Here is a 14,794-nt window from a genome sequence, read left to right on the forward strand (position 1 = left end):
AAGGAGAGATTCATATGAACAAAAAAGCACTCGTCGTATTCAGCGGCGGACAAGATAGCACCACTTGCCTGGTTTGGGCATTGCAGCAGTATGAGGAAGTGCAGGTAGTTACCTTCAACTATAGTCAACGTCATGCGGCTGAAATCGAAGTTGCAACAGAGATAGCAGCTAAGTTTAATGTAAAACAGCATATTCTTGATCTGGGGCTGCTCAATCAGCTGGCACCCAATGCACTTACCCGTCAGGATATAGATATTCTGGCTGGTGAAGGAGATGAGCTTCCAAGTACTTTCGTCGATGGACGGAATTTGTTGTTTTTATCTTTTGCCGCAATATTAGCTAAACAACTGGGGTACTCCCATATCGTCACTGGGGTTTGCCAAACGGACTTTAGCGGTTATCCGGACTGCCGTGATGTTTTTGTGAAATCATTGAATGTTACGCTGAACTTATCTATGGACTATGAGTTTGCGATCCACACTCCCCTAATGTGGCTGGATAAAAAAGAAACGTGGAAAATGGCCGATGCACTGGGGTATTTTGATTATGTTCGCGAACACACACTGACCTGTTACAACGGTATTATTGGCAGTGGCTGCGGTACTTGTCCAGCCTGTCTATTGCGTCAGCGTGGTCTTGAGCAATATGAGGCGGAGAGAATGGAGGCCGGTTCTTAATGCTTAACGAGGTTTCAGTCTGCAAAATATTTACGTTCGATGCGGCACACCAGTTAGTGGGACACAAAGGGAAATGCAGCAATCTGCACGGACATACTTATAAGCTCGAAGTAGTGCTTAAGGGCAAACCTATGGCCGCGGAAGGCCACTCGGATGAAGGTTTCGTCATTGATTTCAGCGATATCAAAATGACAGTACAACAAAGCCTTGTAGATCGTTTAGATCACGCTTTTCTTGCCATGGGAAATGAACCTGTGTTAGAGACGTTAACGAATACGGGCTCCAAAGTAGCCTTGTTGTCTTTCCGCACCACAGTAGAGAATATGTCTTCATATATTGCCTACAAGCTTAAGCAAGCAGGGTTGCCTTTGTACTCGGTAAAGCTATGGGAGACTCCAACCTCTTGGGCAGAGGTGCTGGCTGAAGATGTTCCGGATGAAGGGCCATCCTACCGTTTGTATGGAGGCTGTGATTGTGAGTAAGATTCCTGTAATTGAAATGTTCGGTCCAACTATTCAAGGCGAAGGTGCGGTAATTGGAGTGAAGACGATGTTTGTCCGCACCTATGGCTGCGATTATCGCTGCGGCTGGTGTGACTCCGCTTTTACTTGGGATGGTACGGCTAAGAATAAGGTTCGCATGATGGAAGCAGAGGAAATCATAAATGAATTATTGGCGTTAGCTGGAGATAATTTCGACTGTGTTACGATTTCAGGCGGTAATCCTGCCTTGATTGGTGAAGGAATGGGTACCTTCATCAATCTGCTTCATGAGCGTGGAATAATAGCAGCGATAGAAACTCAGGGGAGTAAATGGCAGGATTGGTTCAATGACGTGGATGTGCTGACAATCAGTCCTAAACCCCCAAGCTCAGGAATGACAACGAATTGGGAAATGCTAGATAACATCATGAGTAAGATGGAGAAACTGGGTCGTTCTACGCATAGCTTGAAGGTCGTAGTGTTTGATGATAAGGATTTTGATTATGCGAAAAACGTTCACCAGCGATATCCGAATGTGCAGCTCTTTCTGCAGCCTGGTAATGATGATGTCACGGAAGAGGGCAACATTTCTGCTCGGCTTCTGGGAAGGCTGGAGTGGTTGTTTAATAAAGTAATCGTGGATTCGGATATGAACAAGGTTCGTGTACTTCCACAGCTGCATGCATTGATCTGGCATAATAAGCGTGGCAAATAAATGATTGATGAAATCGTCCGGGTATCTGCTTACAGATACTCGGTTTTTAGTTTTAACATTTGTAACTTCTAGCAGGTAGATAGTCTGTCCCAGTTTCTGGTATGATTTTAAAAAAAAGCTCTTGGAGGTTATTCATTTGGAACAATCAACAGCATTATTAATTATCGATGTTCAAGAAGCCATGTTCTCCTATGATCTAAAGCTGTACGATGAAGAGGGTGTGATGGACAGGATTGTCTCCCTTCAGCAAAAAGCTCGATTAGCAGGTACTCCTATTGTGTATATTCAACATACCGAAGATGAGGAGTACACAAAAGGTACACCCACTTGGCAGATCAGTCACCGCATCACACCGCAGGAAGGCGAAGTTATCGTTGAGAAGCCTACTTGGGATGCTTTTCACCGAACGGAACTGCAAGATGAACTCCAAAAGCTCGGGATCACGGATCTGGTGATCTGTGGGATGCAAAGTGAATTCTGTCTGGATACGACAATAAGACGCGCATACAGCATGGGATATAAAAGTGTACTGGTCTCAGACGCTCATAGCACCTTTGATAATGGTGTTCTGAGTAGTAGGGAGATCGTTAAGCATCATAATGCGATAATTGGAGGTAGATTCGCCCAGTTACGAGCTGAAAGCGAGGTTCAGTTCTAGATGAATACACCCCAGGCTGCCATGAAGCCTATTCAGCGTTCTCGCCTTAGATTGTTTGCTGGCAAACGATATTTTATTTGGAAAAGATATTTGAAATGGTGCACTGGACGAAGCAAAATAGCGAAGCAGCGTACGGATGAAACTTTAACTTATGCAGCTATGACTCATGCTACCCCGTTATTAAGAAGTCTTCGGAATGTAGATATGGTGCTTCAATACAATAAAATAACTAACTTACGGCTGGCAATTGCGAAGCTGGATGGACTTGTTGTGCAGCCGGGGGAGACTTTTTCCTACTGGAGAAGTATTGGTAAGCCCACTAAGCGAAAAGGGTATCTGGAGGGTATGGTGCTGCATTATGGTGGTTTTCATTCCGGGGTTGGAGGAGGCTTATGCCAGTTGTCTAATCTGATCTATTGGATGGCACTGCATACGCCACTTACCGTTATGGAACGGCATCGTCACAGTTATGATGTATTTCCAGATGAACAACGTACACAACCTTTTGGAAGCGGGGCGACCTGTTCTTATAACTATTTGGATCTTCAATTAAAAAATAACACCGCTCAAACGTATCAACTAAAGCTCTGGCTGGACGATAGCCATTTACACGGGGAGTGGAGATGCAATGAGCAGGCGTTTTATGATTATGAAGTATACGAAAGTGATCATAGGATTAGTCTAGAGCCTTGGGGCGGATATATACGCAGTAACAAGATCAGTCGAAAAGTATATACACGCTCTGGAGATCTAATTGGAGATGAAGCTGTAACTGATAATTACGCACTAATGATGTATTCTCCGCTTCTTCATGGATAAGAGGGTAGGGCTTAGGGATATAACATAGAAAGGCATGAAAATTATATCTCTAGACCATCTCCAAAGGAGCGGATTAACAGCATGAAAGCACTAACCTACCAAGGGAAGAAAAAAGTGAAAGTTAAAGAAGTAGCTGATCCGACGCTTGAGAAAAAAGATGACATCCTTGTTCGGATTACCACTACGGCGATTTGTGGCTCGGATCTGCACATTTATAACGGGGAAATACCAGGTATGCATGATGATTATGTTATTGGTCATGAGCCGATGGGGATTGTTGAGGAAGTGGGTCCTGACGTAACTAAAGTCAAAAAAGGTGACCGAGTCATCATCCCCTTTAATGTCGCCTGTGGGCAGTGTTTTTTCTGCCAGCATGAGATGGAGAGCCAATGCGACAATGCTAATGACGCCAAGGACACAGGCGGTTATCTTGGTTATTCCGATACTTATGGGGGCTTTGCAGGCGGACAAGCTGAATTGCTGCGGGTTCCTTATGGTAATTTCGGCCCTTTTGTCGTTCCTGAGGATGCAGAAATGGAAGATGAGAAAATTCTTTTCATATCTGATATTGTGCCTACTGCTTGGTGGGGAGTAGAAAGCGGCGGAGTGAAGCCAGGGGATACAGTCATTGTTCTCGGCTGCGGTCCTGTTGGACTGCTTACTCAGAAGTTTGCCTGGATCAAAGGTGCCTCAAGAGTCATTGCGGTTGATCATATTGGCTATCGTCTGCAGCATGCGAAGCTGACCAATAATGTTGAAGTTTATAATTTCGAAGAGATCAAGGATATTGAAGCTCATTTGAAGGAGATAACACATGGGGGCGCAGATGTAGTTATTGACTGTGTAGGTTTAGATGCCAAAATATCTGCTTTGGAGAAAGTGGAAACCACTCTGAAGCTACAGGGAGGCTCACTCAGTGCATTTAGAATGGCCTCGGATATCGTACGTAAATTCGGAACTATTCAGCTTGTGGGAGTTTATGGGCTTAATTACAATATGTTCCCTTTGGGTCATCTATTTGAACGCAACATTACTTTAAAAATGGGACAAGCGCCGGTGATTCACTATATGCCGTTGCTGTATAAGATGATTAAAGAAAATAAATTTGATCCTACAGATATCATTACGCATCGCCTGCCAATTAGTAAAGCGGAGCATGGCTATGACGTTTTTAGTGAGAAAAAAGAGGATTGCATCAAGGTTGTTCTGAAGCCGTAGCCTTTTAAGAAGCATGAGCTTTCGTCAGAAATGACATTGCTTGTGCTTTTTTTAGTGAAATCTTATGAAAATAGATGCATTTTTTCACGGTCTGCGTTAAATTAACATAAGTGACTTAAGATATTGAAAGGACGCGTAACATGTGAAACTTAAAAAACCGCCACTTCCGATTCCACTATTAATGTTGATAGGGATTGTGGCCATCTCCTTTTCCGCCATTTTTATTAAATGGTCTGATGCACCTGCATCTATACAAGGCATGTACAGATTATTATTTACCTCACTGCTGATGCTGCCTTTTGCAAGACCCTATAGTGGAGCTGCTTTTGCTCTTCGTAAAAAAGACTGGCTAATGCTCATCCTCTCAGGCGCAATGCTTGCGCTGCACTTTTTGCTATGGATGGGATCATTAAAGTATACTTCGGTAGCTAGTTCAACAATGATCATGGCGCTGGAGCCTGTATTCATTATGCTAGGTGTTTATTTTTTGTATAAGGAAAAGACAGCTCTGTCCGCTATTCTAGGGCTTGGCATTGCGATTGGCGGTGTCGTGTTTATCGGCTGGGGTGATATCGGCATCTCTGCGGATAATCTAAAAGGTGATCTATTATCGGTCGGAGGCACTGTCGCGGTAGCTGTACATATGCTGATCGGTCAAAAGCTAGTGGTGCGTATGCCCTCTTACTTATATAGCTTGATTGTCTTCTTATCAGCCGCTGGCGTGTTTGCCGTATACAATCTGTTCATATTGATTTCCTTTTTTAATTATCCGGCCAAGGAATGGGGAATCTTTGTATTGTTAGCAGTGGTGCCAACGGTGTTTGGCCATATTTTGTTTAATTGGTTACTACAATATGTATCCGCGACTACGGTTTCAATGAACATTTTAGGAGAACCAGTGGGTGCCAGTATCTTAGCGTATTTACTCTTGGGTGAGCAGCTAACAACCTTACAATGGGCAGGTGGGCTGCTCGTTATGATTGGCCTCGCAGTATATTTGTGCGCGGGAAGAAGGAAAACTATCCGGATGGCTGATGCCATTCAGAATGCTTCATAACAGATATTTTACACATAAAGGGGTAGCAATGGATGGAAGAGCAGAATCAATATTCAAATAATCAGGCAGAAAAAAACGCTGTGCCAACAAGCGAAGAGCTTTGGAACGAAGATACTTATACCGCTTGGGTAACTCGGTTTGGTACACCGTCAGAAGCAGCTGCAAAATTAATAAAGGAACCAAGTGCAAAGCTTCACCCGCTCCTTTCTTTTTTTGGAGAGGTGAAGAGTAAGAAAATGATGAATTTAATGGGCTCAAACGGGATGAAGGCCGTGGCACTCTCATTACTAGGTGCGGAAGTAACGGTTGCTGACTTCTCGGAAGCCAATGCGCGATATGCGGCTGATCTTGCCCAAGAAGCAGGGGTACCACTAACCTATATCGTCTCAGATATTCTTAAGCTGCCAGAAGACGTCCTTGATGGTTCATATGACATCGTCTTTGCAGAGTTAGGAATTGTTCATTACTTTACCAACCTTACACTATTCATGGAAACAGCTCGCCGATTGCTTTCTCCTGGAGGCGTATTTGTACTCCGCGATTTTCATCCGGTAACGACCAAGCTTATTTCCTCGAAGGGATCTACTGCGAAGGTACGCAAACACAAAGTAAACGGAGATTATTTTGACTCATCATTGGAAGAGAAGAAGGTATCCTATTCCAAGTATTTGCCTTCCACAGGTAAACCAGCAGGTGAACAAGAGCATAGTGTTGTGTATTGGCGCCGCTGGACACTCGGAGAAATTGTAACCGCAGCAGCTAATAGCGGACTAGTGATCCGCCAATTAGTTGAAGAACCTAATCTATCCTCCGACGTGTATGATAAGGGAATTCCTAAGACCTTCACATTGGTGGCTGGAAATGGCGCAAGCCTTTAGGAGGGTTCGCTGACATGTGATTTTTAGGGTATAACATTTGTGCTGAACTGAGGTGCTCTCGGTTCAGCTTTTTTTGTATGTAAAACATAAAATTTTAAACTTTTTTACGGAGATTATTCCATTACAATGGCAACTTATAAGGAATACAATGATTTTACATTCCGGATTGAAAGCGATTACTTTAAGGGTTAAGGCATTCTCAAAGAATTTGAGGTGGATATCAAAATGAACGAAGTGTTGCTTCGTATGGAGGGAATCAACAAGTTTTTCCCAGGTGTTCATGCTTTGAATGAATGTCAATTTGAGCTGAAGCGTGGGGAAGTTCATGCGTTAGTAGGAGAAAATGGCGCTGGCAAGTCTACCCTTATGAAGATTGCGACAGGTGTCTATTCCAAGGATACTGGTCAAATGTGGTACAAGGGAAATGAAGTGGAGATTGTTAATACCCGTGAAGCACAGGAGCTTGGAATTAGTATCATCCATCAGGAATTGAATTTAATGCCTCATCTTACGGTCGCCCAGAACATTTACATTGGACGAGAGCCGCGTAAAGCTCTGAAATGGTTCGTTGATGATGTGGAGATGAACCGAAAAGTTCAGGTACTGTTTGATCAAATGAATCTGAAGCTGGATCCCAGAGTTTTGGTATCAGACCTGACCGTTGCTAATCAGCAAATGGTTGAAATCGCTAAAGCCTTGTCTTTCCAAGCCGAGGTATTGATCATGGATGAACCAACCGCCGCGTTAACAGATACAGAAATTAACGAGTTATTTCGAATGATTGAGCAGCTACGAGATAAAGGTGTGGGAATTATTTATATCTCTCACCGCATGGATGAATTGAAGCGAATTACAGACCGCATTACAGTTATGCGTGATGGTTGTTATGTAGATACCGTTCGTACCGATTCAATAACGATTGATCAGATCATCAGCATGATGGTTGGACGTGAATTATATCAAACGTCGAAACCAACGATTGCGAAACAGACTCAGCAAGTTGTCTTAGAAGTTCGGAAGCTTTCTAGAGGGCATGCGTTCAAGGATATTAGCTTTCATCTGTATAAAGGTGAGATTTTGGGCTTCGCTGGTTTAATGGGAGCTGGACGTACCGAGGTTGTACGTGCCGTATTTGGTGCCGATCCCATCGATGAGGGTGAAATTATGCTCCATGGAAAATCGGTTCGGATACGTCAGCCACATCAAGCGGTACAGCATGGTATTGGGTATTTGTCCGAAGACCGCAAACGTTTCGGATTGCTTGTGGATATGGATATCAGCATGAATAATGCGATTGCCTCCTTTTATAAATTCCGTAATTCATTTGGCTGGATGAAGGAGCGGGAGATGCGAAGCTCAGCGGAGCAGCATGTTGAAGCGCTAGCCACCAAAACTCCAAGTGTAGATCAAAAGGTTAAGTTTCTGTCCGGAGGTAATCAGCAGAAAGTGGTCATCGGCAAGTGGTTGACTAGAGACTGTGATGTACTCATCTTCGATGAGCCTACACGAGGTATTGATGTAGGCGCGAAAAGTGAAATTTATAAGCTGCTGGATCAGCTTGCGAGTCAAGGGAAGGCGATCATTATCATTTCTTCAGATCTTCCTGAGATTCTAAGAATGAGCCACCGGATTATCATTATGTGTGAAGGGCGTATAACAGGAGAACTCCCCGCAGAAGAAGCATCGCAGGAGGCGATTATGAAATATGCGACGAAACGTTCATAACTGTTCAAGAGTTAACCGGAGGTGTCAGGACTATGAAGATCGCGGATAAAGAGATTAGTCAGCCAGCGGGTATGAAGCAATCGGGAGGGCAATCCGGATTCAAACAAAAAATATTGGCATTTGCCAGTCTGATCATATTGGTCATCGTATTTTCTTTATCCTCCAGCAACTTTTTTCAATTCTCAAATCTTGTCGGAATTCTAGTTTCTACAGCTGTAATCGGAGTATTAGCGCTTGGAGCTACCTTTGTTATTATTACGGGCGGCATCGACCTTGCTCTCGGTACTGTAATGACATTCTCATCTGTTATGGTTGGAGTCATTATTACATTCTGGGGTCTGCCCGTCCCGGTAGGCATTGTAGGTGGGATTCTGGCTGGAGCACTGTGTGGCTTTGTCAGCGGTTTGATGGTGGCGAAGATGAACATTCCACCCTTCATCGCCACTCTGGCGATTATGATGGTCACCAAAGGCTTGTCGCTTGTCATCACCGGTGCCAAACCTATATATTTCAACGATGATCCGATCTTCGCCAAGATCGCCATGGGTAAAATGATCCCCGGTATACCCAACACCATCGTTATCTTCTTATTACTCGGTATGATCGCAAGCATAATCTTGTCTAAGACGATTATTGGGCGTTACAACTTCGCGCTTGGCAGTAATGAAGAAGCTACTCGCTTATCAGGTGTGAACACAGTCAAATGGAAGATTATTATCTATTCCATTACAGGGATTTTTAGTGGAATCGCAGGTATCCTGATGGCATCACGTCTGAATTCAGCACAGCCATCACTGGGCACCGGTTATGAACTAGAGGCTATTGCGGCAGTGGTCATTGGCGGAACTTCCTTAAGTGGAGGTGTAGGTTCTATTCTAGGCACGATTATTGGCGCACTGATTATGAGTGTGCTGACGAATGGCTTACAGATTATGTCCGTGGCTCAGGAATGGCGGACGGTCATTGTCGGTGTTGTAATCATCATTGCGGTTTACGCTGATATTCTACGCCGCCGTAAGCAATAAACTTGGTATGATCTCCATCCGGAGTGATATACAAAGCAAATGACGAGGGGGAAGATTCAAATGAAACTGCGTCGTAGAGGGTTTATTATGCTTGCCAGTCTATTGTTAGTCACTACTTTGCTGAGTGCATGTAACAACAATGATAGTAACAAGAGTGCATCCGGTTCAGACAAACCATACATTCCAGTCATATCAAAAGGGTTCCAGCATCAATTCTGGCAAGCGGTGAAGCAAGGAGCGGAGAAAGCTGCTAAGGAATTTGATGTTGAGATTACCTTCGAAGGTCCAGAAAATGAGAGTCAGGTGGATAAACAAATTGAGATGCTGCAGACCGCTCTCGACAAGAAGCCAGCTGCAATTGCGCTTGCCGCACTGGACAGCAAAGCTGCGATTCCTTATCTAGAAAAGGCAAAGGAAAATAAGATTCCGGTCATCGGCTTTGACTCTGGTGTAGACAGTGATATCCCTGTAGCAACAGCAGCGACTAACAATAAAGCAGCAGCTGCTTTGGCCGCAGATAAAATGGCTGAACTGATTGGCAAGAAAGGTAAAGTGGGCCTTGTCATACATGACCAAACGAGCAGCACAGGGCAACAGCGTCGCGATGGCTTCTTGGAACAAATGAAAGCAAAATATCCGGATATTCAAGTGTTAGAGCCGCAATATGGGGGTGGAGATCAGTTAAAGTCCACAGACCTTGCGAAAGCGATGATGCAGGCAAATCCGGATCTGAAAGGAATCTATGGCTCTAATGAAGGCTCTGCTGTAGGTGTGGCTAATGCAGTTAATGAATTGCAAATGAATGGTAAGATCGTAGTCGTCGGCTTTGATTCTGGCAAGCAGTTGATGGATGCTATCCGCAGTGGTGTTGTGGCTGGTGCCGTTACACAAGACCCCATTGGTATTGGCTATCAAGCTGTGAAGGCAGCTGTGCAAGCGATTAAAGGGGAAGCGGTTGAAAAGAACATCGACACGGGGTTCCACTGGTATGATAAAAACAATATGGATTCCGATGAGATCAAACCTCTACTATACGAATAGAGTTTAATAATAGAGGTTGCCTCCCGCAGGCGGCCTCTATTATGCTTATGCTGATAAGTTCAAAGTTGTGGAGGTGTTGGATGTATAAAATAATTCTGGTTGATGATGAAGATGAGGTTCGTGAAGGGATCAAACAAAAGATCTCATGGAGTAAATATGGGTTTGAGCTGGTTGGTGATTTCGATAATGGCAGAGATGCACTGGAAGCAATTGAGCAGCATCGTCCTGACGTAATTATTACTGATATTTGTATGCCTTTTATGGATGGACTGGGATTGGCCAGAGCTGTGATGGATAGGTACCGGGATATGAAGGTCATTATCGTCACTGGATATGAAGACTTCGAATATGCGAAGCAGGCCATAACACTGAAGGTGACTGAGTACTTATTAAAACCGATTAATGCACGTGAGTTTGCTGAATTTCTAAGTAAGATGAAGCAGGATTTAGATGAAGAGCATCTACAAAAAGCGAATTTAGTTAAGCTTCGTAAGCAACTTAATCAGAGTCTTCCATTGCTGCGGGAACGATTCTTGGAGCAGCTGGTAACTACTCGAATGAAAAGCGAAGAAATCGAGAATAAATTGAGTTATTTTCATATTCCGTTGCAGGGTCAAGTGTACCTTGCGCTCGTTATAGATATAGAATTGGAGAAACGAAGCCAGGACCTAGCTTTTGATGCAGAGCTACTGCGTTTCGGCGCCTTTAACATTGTTCAAGAGCAGCTGGAGAAAGAGCAAGATGGAGTGGTATTCCAGACGAGAGATGGAAAAATCGCTGCGATAAGATCCGGCAATTCGGAGACGTTAGAAGTAGCAACGCAGCTTCTTGCAGAGCAAGTCCAGGGTAGCTTAAATAAATATTTGAAGCTGTCATCCACCATAGGCATCGGTAGAAAATATAATACTTTGCAACAAATTCCACAATCCTTCCAAGAAGCGATCTCCTCCATAGAATATCGTTACCTTTTAGGCATAGATAAAGTTATCTCCATACAGGATCTTGAGTTTGGCAAGGGATTGGATCAGGCGCATTTCACCTCATGGGAAAAGCAATTCATATCCGCTTTAAAGACAGGTAAAGCTTCTGCTGTATCGGAAATTCTGTTGAAGTGGTTTCAGGAGCTTAAAAGTAATACCTCCTCTATAGAAGGCTGCCGTAGCAGCATCTATCAGCTGCTGGTTTCTTTGATGAACTATGTGGTCGACATCGGCTTCCCAAATACAGTAGTTGTTTCGCATAATATGTTTGCAGAGGTTGCTGCGCTTAAGACTCTAGATGAAGCAAGGAATTATCTGGAGAGGACTTGCCATGCGCTGATACTTAAACTATCGGAACAGAGAACAACGGTTCGGACTTCTCAGATGCAAGCCGCAGAAGCTTATATTCGCGAGAATTATTGTAATGACAGCTTTTCACTCAATGAGCTGTGTAGCCATATTTTTATGAGCATCAGTTATTTCAGTGCAACTTTTAAACAGCATACCGGTGAAACATTTATAGAGTATCTGACTCGACTCCGTTTGGAAAAAGCAAAAGAACTCCTTACGGTCACACAGTTGAAGACATATGATATCGCTGCCAGAGTTGGTTATGCTGATCCACAGTATTTTAGTGTTATTTTTAAACGTAATGTAGGAAGCACACCGAAGGAATATCGACACCGGCAGAAGGAGAATCTCTCTCTATGAGATCACAGCGCTTTTTCCGCAGCCGAAGTATTCATACTAATATTGCTATCTCCTTTTCACTTCTTATCCTCTGCACAACTATTGTCCTGAGTTATACTTCCTATCGCCTGTCCTCAGCCGCGGTCAAGGGAAATTCTGTAGCCTATACTTCACAGTTAATAGAACAAGTAAAACTGAATATCGAGAATTACATTGGCAATATGGAGAGCATAGCTGCTCTAGTGTTAACTAGCAGTGATCTAGAGAAGTATATAAAAGGCTCGAATTTAGATAAAGAAGAGGCACTTAAGAATAAACTGCTTGCCAGTCATTATCTCCGGTCAGTCGTTCAGTCCCGCTCGGATATTTCCTCTATATTATATGCAGGCTCAGATGGCATGACCGTTTCGGATCGACAGCATGCTGTTTTGAAACCGCTTCCTGAACTAATAGCTCAAGATTGGTATCAAAAAGCTATGAATCAATTAGACGTTGCAGTTTCTTCCTCTCATGTGCAGCACATCTTTCAAGATGAATACCGGTGGGTAGTCTCGATCAGCCGAAAACTCTCGAATGCGAATGCTATGACGGAAGCGGATCAACAAGGTGTACTGCTCGTAGATCTCAATTACAGTGTAATTAATAATCTATGTAAACAAATCGAACTGGGAAAACGAGGTTATGTTTTTATCGTCGATCCCGCAGGTAGCCTTGTCTATCATCCACAACAGCAGTTGATCTACTCCCAGCTCAAGTTCGAACAATTAGAGACGGTCCTTGGGATCAAGAGTGGATCTGTTACGGTTAATACGGGGAATGATCAGAAACTGTACACTGTGGACACTACCAGCTTTGGCTGGAAAATAGTTGGAGTCACTTATCCGGATGATTTGGTCGCGAACAAGCAACGTATGCAAGGAACCGCCGCCTTATGGGGAGCAATTAGTTTGATTTTTGCTATGGCTATATCGATATTTCTCTCTTACGCACTGACCAAACCGCTGAAGAATTTGGAGCTGAATATGAAAAAAGCGGAACGTGGAGAGTTCGACATACGCGTGGAGATTGAGAGCACGAATGAAATCGGCAAGCTTGCTCGTACGTTTAATCTTATGATTATGAAGATTAAAGAGTTAATGGGACAGATCGTTCTGGAGCAAGAGATGAAACGTGTGAGTGAACTGAAGGCACTGCAAGCGCAGATTAAACCTCACTTTTTGTACAATACACTTGATTCGATTATTTGGATGGCAGAGACAGGAAAGATGGAGGAAGTGGTTGAGATGACTTCATCTCTATCCAAGCTGCTTCGTTCAACAATTGGTGAGGGTGAGGAATTGATTCCGCTGGCCAAAGAATTAGAGCATATTCGGCACTATTTAACGATTCAGAACATGCGTTATCGTAATAAATTCACTTATTCCATAGAGGTACAAGAAGATATCCTAACCTGCAGCATTTTAAAAATGGTACTTCAGCCTTTGGTTGAAAATGCGATCTATCACGGCATAAAACATAATCCTGAGCAAGGGCACATTCTGATCCGAGCAAGACAAGAACAGAACGATATTATCGTACAGGTCATTGATGACGGTATTGGGATGGATGAAGAGCAGATGGGTAAGGTACTGCTGCAAAAATCAGATTTCAAGACTGGCAGCGGTGTAGGTGTCGCGAATGTGAACCATCGTGTCCAGCTGTATTTCGGTGTGAAATACGGTTTGTCTTTTGCAAGCGAGATGGAGGAAGGAACGACGGCCACTTTACGAATACCTGTGATTTATGAGGAGGAGAGTCAATGAGCGCTTTACGGTCAAAAATTGGCCTGTATACTCTGCTACTGCTCTTCATTGTTACTTTGGGTTCATTAGCCTATCGTATGTTTACAAATGAGCTTGACGCAAAGGTTAGGACCATTATTTATGTGCCCAAGACTATCGATAGCAGTATTGAATTCTGGGAAGTGATGAAACAAGGTGTGGCAACTGCGGCTAAGGAGTTCGGCGCAGAGGTTCGCACGATTGGAACGGATACAGAGCTTGATGTAGATCAACAGATAGAACTGCTGGAGCAAGCAATTAAGGAAAAGCCTGACGCCATTATTTTATCTGCTACGGATTATTATCGCCTCATTCCAATCGCGGAAAAGATCAAATCAGCTGGCATTACGCTTATTACTGTAGATTCGGGCTTAAGCGGTGGTGTATCAGAGAGCTTTATTGCTACAGACAATTATGAAGCAGGACGTAAGGCAGGACAGGAGTTAAGAAAATATATCGATCCAGAGGATAAAGTCGCTATCGTTAACTTTGTACAAGGCTCTGCCACCGCAATTGAGAGGGAAAGAGGGGCTCGTGATGCCCTTTTAGAGAATGGAGTTCATGATGTGCAGCCTACATTATACAGTGATGGTTCCGTGCGAAAAGCGTACCAGTTAACTGTTGGTTTACTAAAGGACGAGCCAAATCTAAAGGGGATAATAGGTCTTAATGAACCTTCTACACTAGGTGCTGGGCAGGCGATTATGGATATGGGATTTCAGGACAAAGTGAAATTATTTGGGTTCGACAATTCTAGCAATGAGGTGAAGCTCCTCGAAAAAGGGATCTTGCTTGGCACGGTAATGCAGAAGCCTTTTAATATGGGGTACTTAGCTGTGAAGACGGCGATTGAAGCTGTTGAGGGTGAGAAAGTGGAACGGATAATAGATACAGGCTCCGTGATCATCACGAAGGAGAATATGTATTTAAGTGAAAATGAGAAATTAATGTTTCCTTTTATAGAATAAATGAACAAGGAAGCTTCTAAAACCGTTTGCGGCTTTAGAAG

The 14,794-nt window shown here is 43.6% G+C and carries 14 protein-coding genes; all 14 read left to right on the forward strand.

Features of this window, described 5'->3' with window-relative positions; genetic code table 11:
- Positions 1 to 14: 14 nt before the first annotated feature.
- The 14 genes from queC to MHH63_RS11730 all read left to right on the forward strand — a co-directional run bounded on the left by queC (position 15) and on the right by MHH63_RS11730 (position 14,753).
- Positions 15 to 677 (forward strand): 7-cyano-7-deazaguanine synthase QueC, encoded by a 663-nt coding sequence (gene queC / locus MHH63_RS11665; protein ID WP_339187204.1) that lies wholly within the window; start codon positions 15 to 17, stop codon positions 675 to 677.
- The gene (locus MHH63_RS11670) at positions 677 to 1,159 is read left to right on the forward strand and encodes a 6-pyruvoyl trahydropterin synthase family protein (protein ID WP_036687544.1); all 483 of its coding nucleotides are present in this window, start codon (positions 677 to 679) and stop codon (positions 1,157 to 1,159) included. The genes queC and MHH63_RS11670 overlap by 1 nt, the downstream gene beginning before the upstream one ends.
- Positions 1,152 to 1,874, forward strand: a complete 723-nt coding sequence (queE, locus tag MHH63_RS11675) for a 7-carboxy-7-deazaguanine synthase QueE (protein WP_076184377.1) — start codon at positions 1,152 to 1,154, stop codon at positions 1,872 to 1,874. Before MHH63_RS11670 ends, queE begins: the two co-directional genes overlap by 8 nt.
- Positions 1,875 to 2,010: 136 nt before the next feature.
- Positions 2,011 to 2,532: a cysteine hydrolase family protein gene (locus MHH63_RS11680; RefSeq protein WP_076184376.1), complete on the forward strand. Its 522-nt coding sequence runs from the start codon at positions 2,011 to 2,013 to the stop codon at positions 2,530 to 2,532.
- Positions 2,533 to 3,351, forward strand: coding sequence for a VanW family protein (locus MHH63_RS11685; RefSeq protein WP_076184375.1), 819 nt, complete (start codon positions 2,533 to 2,535; stop codon positions 3,349 to 3,351).
- A gap of 81 nt (positions 3,352 to 3,432) precedes the next feature.
- Positions 3,433 to 4,569: a zinc-dependent alcohol dehydrogenase gene (locus MHH63_RS11690; protein WP_340976118.1), complete on the forward strand. Its 1,137-nt coding sequence runs from the start codon at positions 3,433 to 3,435 to the stop codon at positions 4,567 to 4,569.
- Positions 4,570 to 4,711: 142 nt separating this feature from the next.
- The gene (locus tag MHH63_RS11695; protein ID WP_341171559.1) at positions 4,712 to 5,626 is read left to right on the forward strand and encodes a DMT family transporter; all 915 of its coding nucleotides are present in this window, start codon (positions 4,712 to 4,714) and stop codon (positions 5,624 to 5,626) included.
- 32 nt (positions 5,627 to 5,658) lie between these two features.
- Positions 5,659 to 6,504 carry a class I SAM-dependent methyltransferase gene (locus MHH63_RS11700; RefSeq protein WP_076217755.1) on the forward strand — a complete coding sequence of 282 codons (846 nt, stop codon included), beginning with the start codon at positions 5,659 to 5,661 and terminating at the stop codon, positions 6,502 to 6,504.
- A 225-nt stretch (positions 6,505 to 6,729) separates the two neighbouring features.
- A complete protein-coding gene (locus MHH63_RS11705) occupies positions 6,730 to 8,229 on the forward strand; it encodes a sugar ABC transporter ATP-binding protein (protein ID WP_341171560.1) in 1,500 nt (499 codons plus the stop codon).
- A gap of 32 nt (positions 8,230 to 8,261) precedes the next feature.
- On the forward strand, positions 8,262 to 9,254 hold the full coding sequence (locus tag MHH63_RS11710; protein WP_076279361.1) for an ABC transporter permease: 993 nt from the start codon (positions 8,262 to 8,264) through the stop codon (positions 9,252 to 9,254).
- A gap of 60 nt (positions 9,255 to 9,314) precedes the next feature.
- Positions 9,315 to 10,295: an ABC transporter substrate-binding protein gene (locus MHH63_RS11715; RefSeq protein WP_076138730.1), complete on the forward strand. Its 981-nt coding sequence runs from the start codon at positions 9,315 to 9,317 to the stop codon at positions 10,293 to 10,295.
- An 80-nt stretch (positions 10,296 to 10,375) separates the two neighbouring features.
- A complete protein-coding gene (locus MHH63_RS11720; RefSeq protein ID WP_341171561.1) occupies positions 10,376 to 11,986 on the forward strand; it encodes a response regulator in 1,611 nt (536 codons plus the stop codon).
- Positions 11,983 to 13,767, forward strand: coding sequence for a cache domain-containing sensor histidine kinase (locus MHH63_RS11725; protein WP_340951218.1), 1,785 nt, complete (start codon positions 11,983 to 11,985; stop codon positions 13,765 to 13,767). The genes MHH63_RS11720 and MHH63_RS11725 overlap by 4 nt, the downstream gene beginning before the upstream one ends.
- The gene (locus MHH63_RS11730; protein WP_339281065.1) at positions 13,764 to 14,753 is read left to right on the forward strand and encodes a substrate-binding domain-containing protein; all 990 of its coding nucleotides are present in this window, start codon (positions 13,764 to 13,766) and stop codon (positions 14,751 to 14,753) included. The genes MHH63_RS11725 and MHH63_RS11730 overlap by 4 nt, the downstream gene beginning before the upstream one ends.
- Positions 14,754 to 14,794 lie beyond the last annotated feature (41 nt).

It is taken from the genome of Paenibacillus sp. FSL H3-0310, from assembly GCF_038002785.1.
In the GTDB taxonomy this organism is placed as follows: domain Bacteria; phylum Bacillota; class Bacilli; order Paenibacillales; family Paenibacillaceae; genus Paenibacillus_AQ; species Paenibacillus_AQ odorifer.

Excerpts from the sequence above, each read along its gene's own strand:
- queC (WP_339187204.1), top strand. The coding sequence starts at position 15 with ATGAACAAAAAAGCACTCGTCGTATTCAGCGGCGGACAAGATAGCACC.
- MHH63_RS11670 (WP_036687544.1), top strand. The coding sequence starts at position 677 with ATGCTTAACGAGGTTTCAGTCTGCAAAATATTTACGTTCGATGCGGCA.
- MHH63_RS11685 (WP_076184375.1), top strand. The coding sequence starts at position 2,533 with ATGAATACACCCCAGGCTGCCATGAAGCCTATTCAGCGTTCTCGCCTT.
- MHH63_RS11690 (WP_340976118.1), top strand. The coding sequence starts at position 3,433 with ATGAAAGCACTAACCTACCAAGGGAAGAAAAAAGTGAAAGTTAAAGAA.
- MHH63_RS11700 (WP_076217755.1), top strand. The coding sequence starts at position 5,659 with ATGGAAGAGCAGAATCAATATTCAAATAATCAGGCAGAAAAAAACGCT.
- MHH63_RS11705 (WP_341171560.1), top strand. The coding sequence starts at position 6,730 with ATGAACGAAGTGTTGCTTCGTATGGAGGGAATCAACAAGTTTTTCCCA.
- MHH63_RS11710 (WP_076279361.1), top strand. The coding sequence starts at position 8,262 with ATGAAGATCGCGGATAAAGAGATTAGTCAGCCAGCGGGTATGAAGCAA.
- MHH63_RS11715 (WP_076138730.1), top strand. The coding sequence starts at position 9,315 with ATGAAACTGCGTCGTAGAGGGTTTATTATGCTTGCCAGTCTATTGTTA.
- MHH63_RS11720 (WP_341171561.1), top strand. The coding sequence starts at position 10,376 with ATGTATAAAATAATTCTGGTTGATGATGAAGATGAGGTTCGTGAAGGG.
- MHH63_RS11725 (WP_340951218.1), top strand. The coding sequence starts at position 11,983 with ATGAGATCACAGCGCTTTTTCCGCAGCCGAAGTATTCATACTAATATT.
- MHH63_RS11730 (WP_339281065.1), top strand. The coding sequence starts at position 13,764 with ATGAGCGCTTTACGGTCAAAAATTGGCCTGTATACTCTGCTACTGCTC.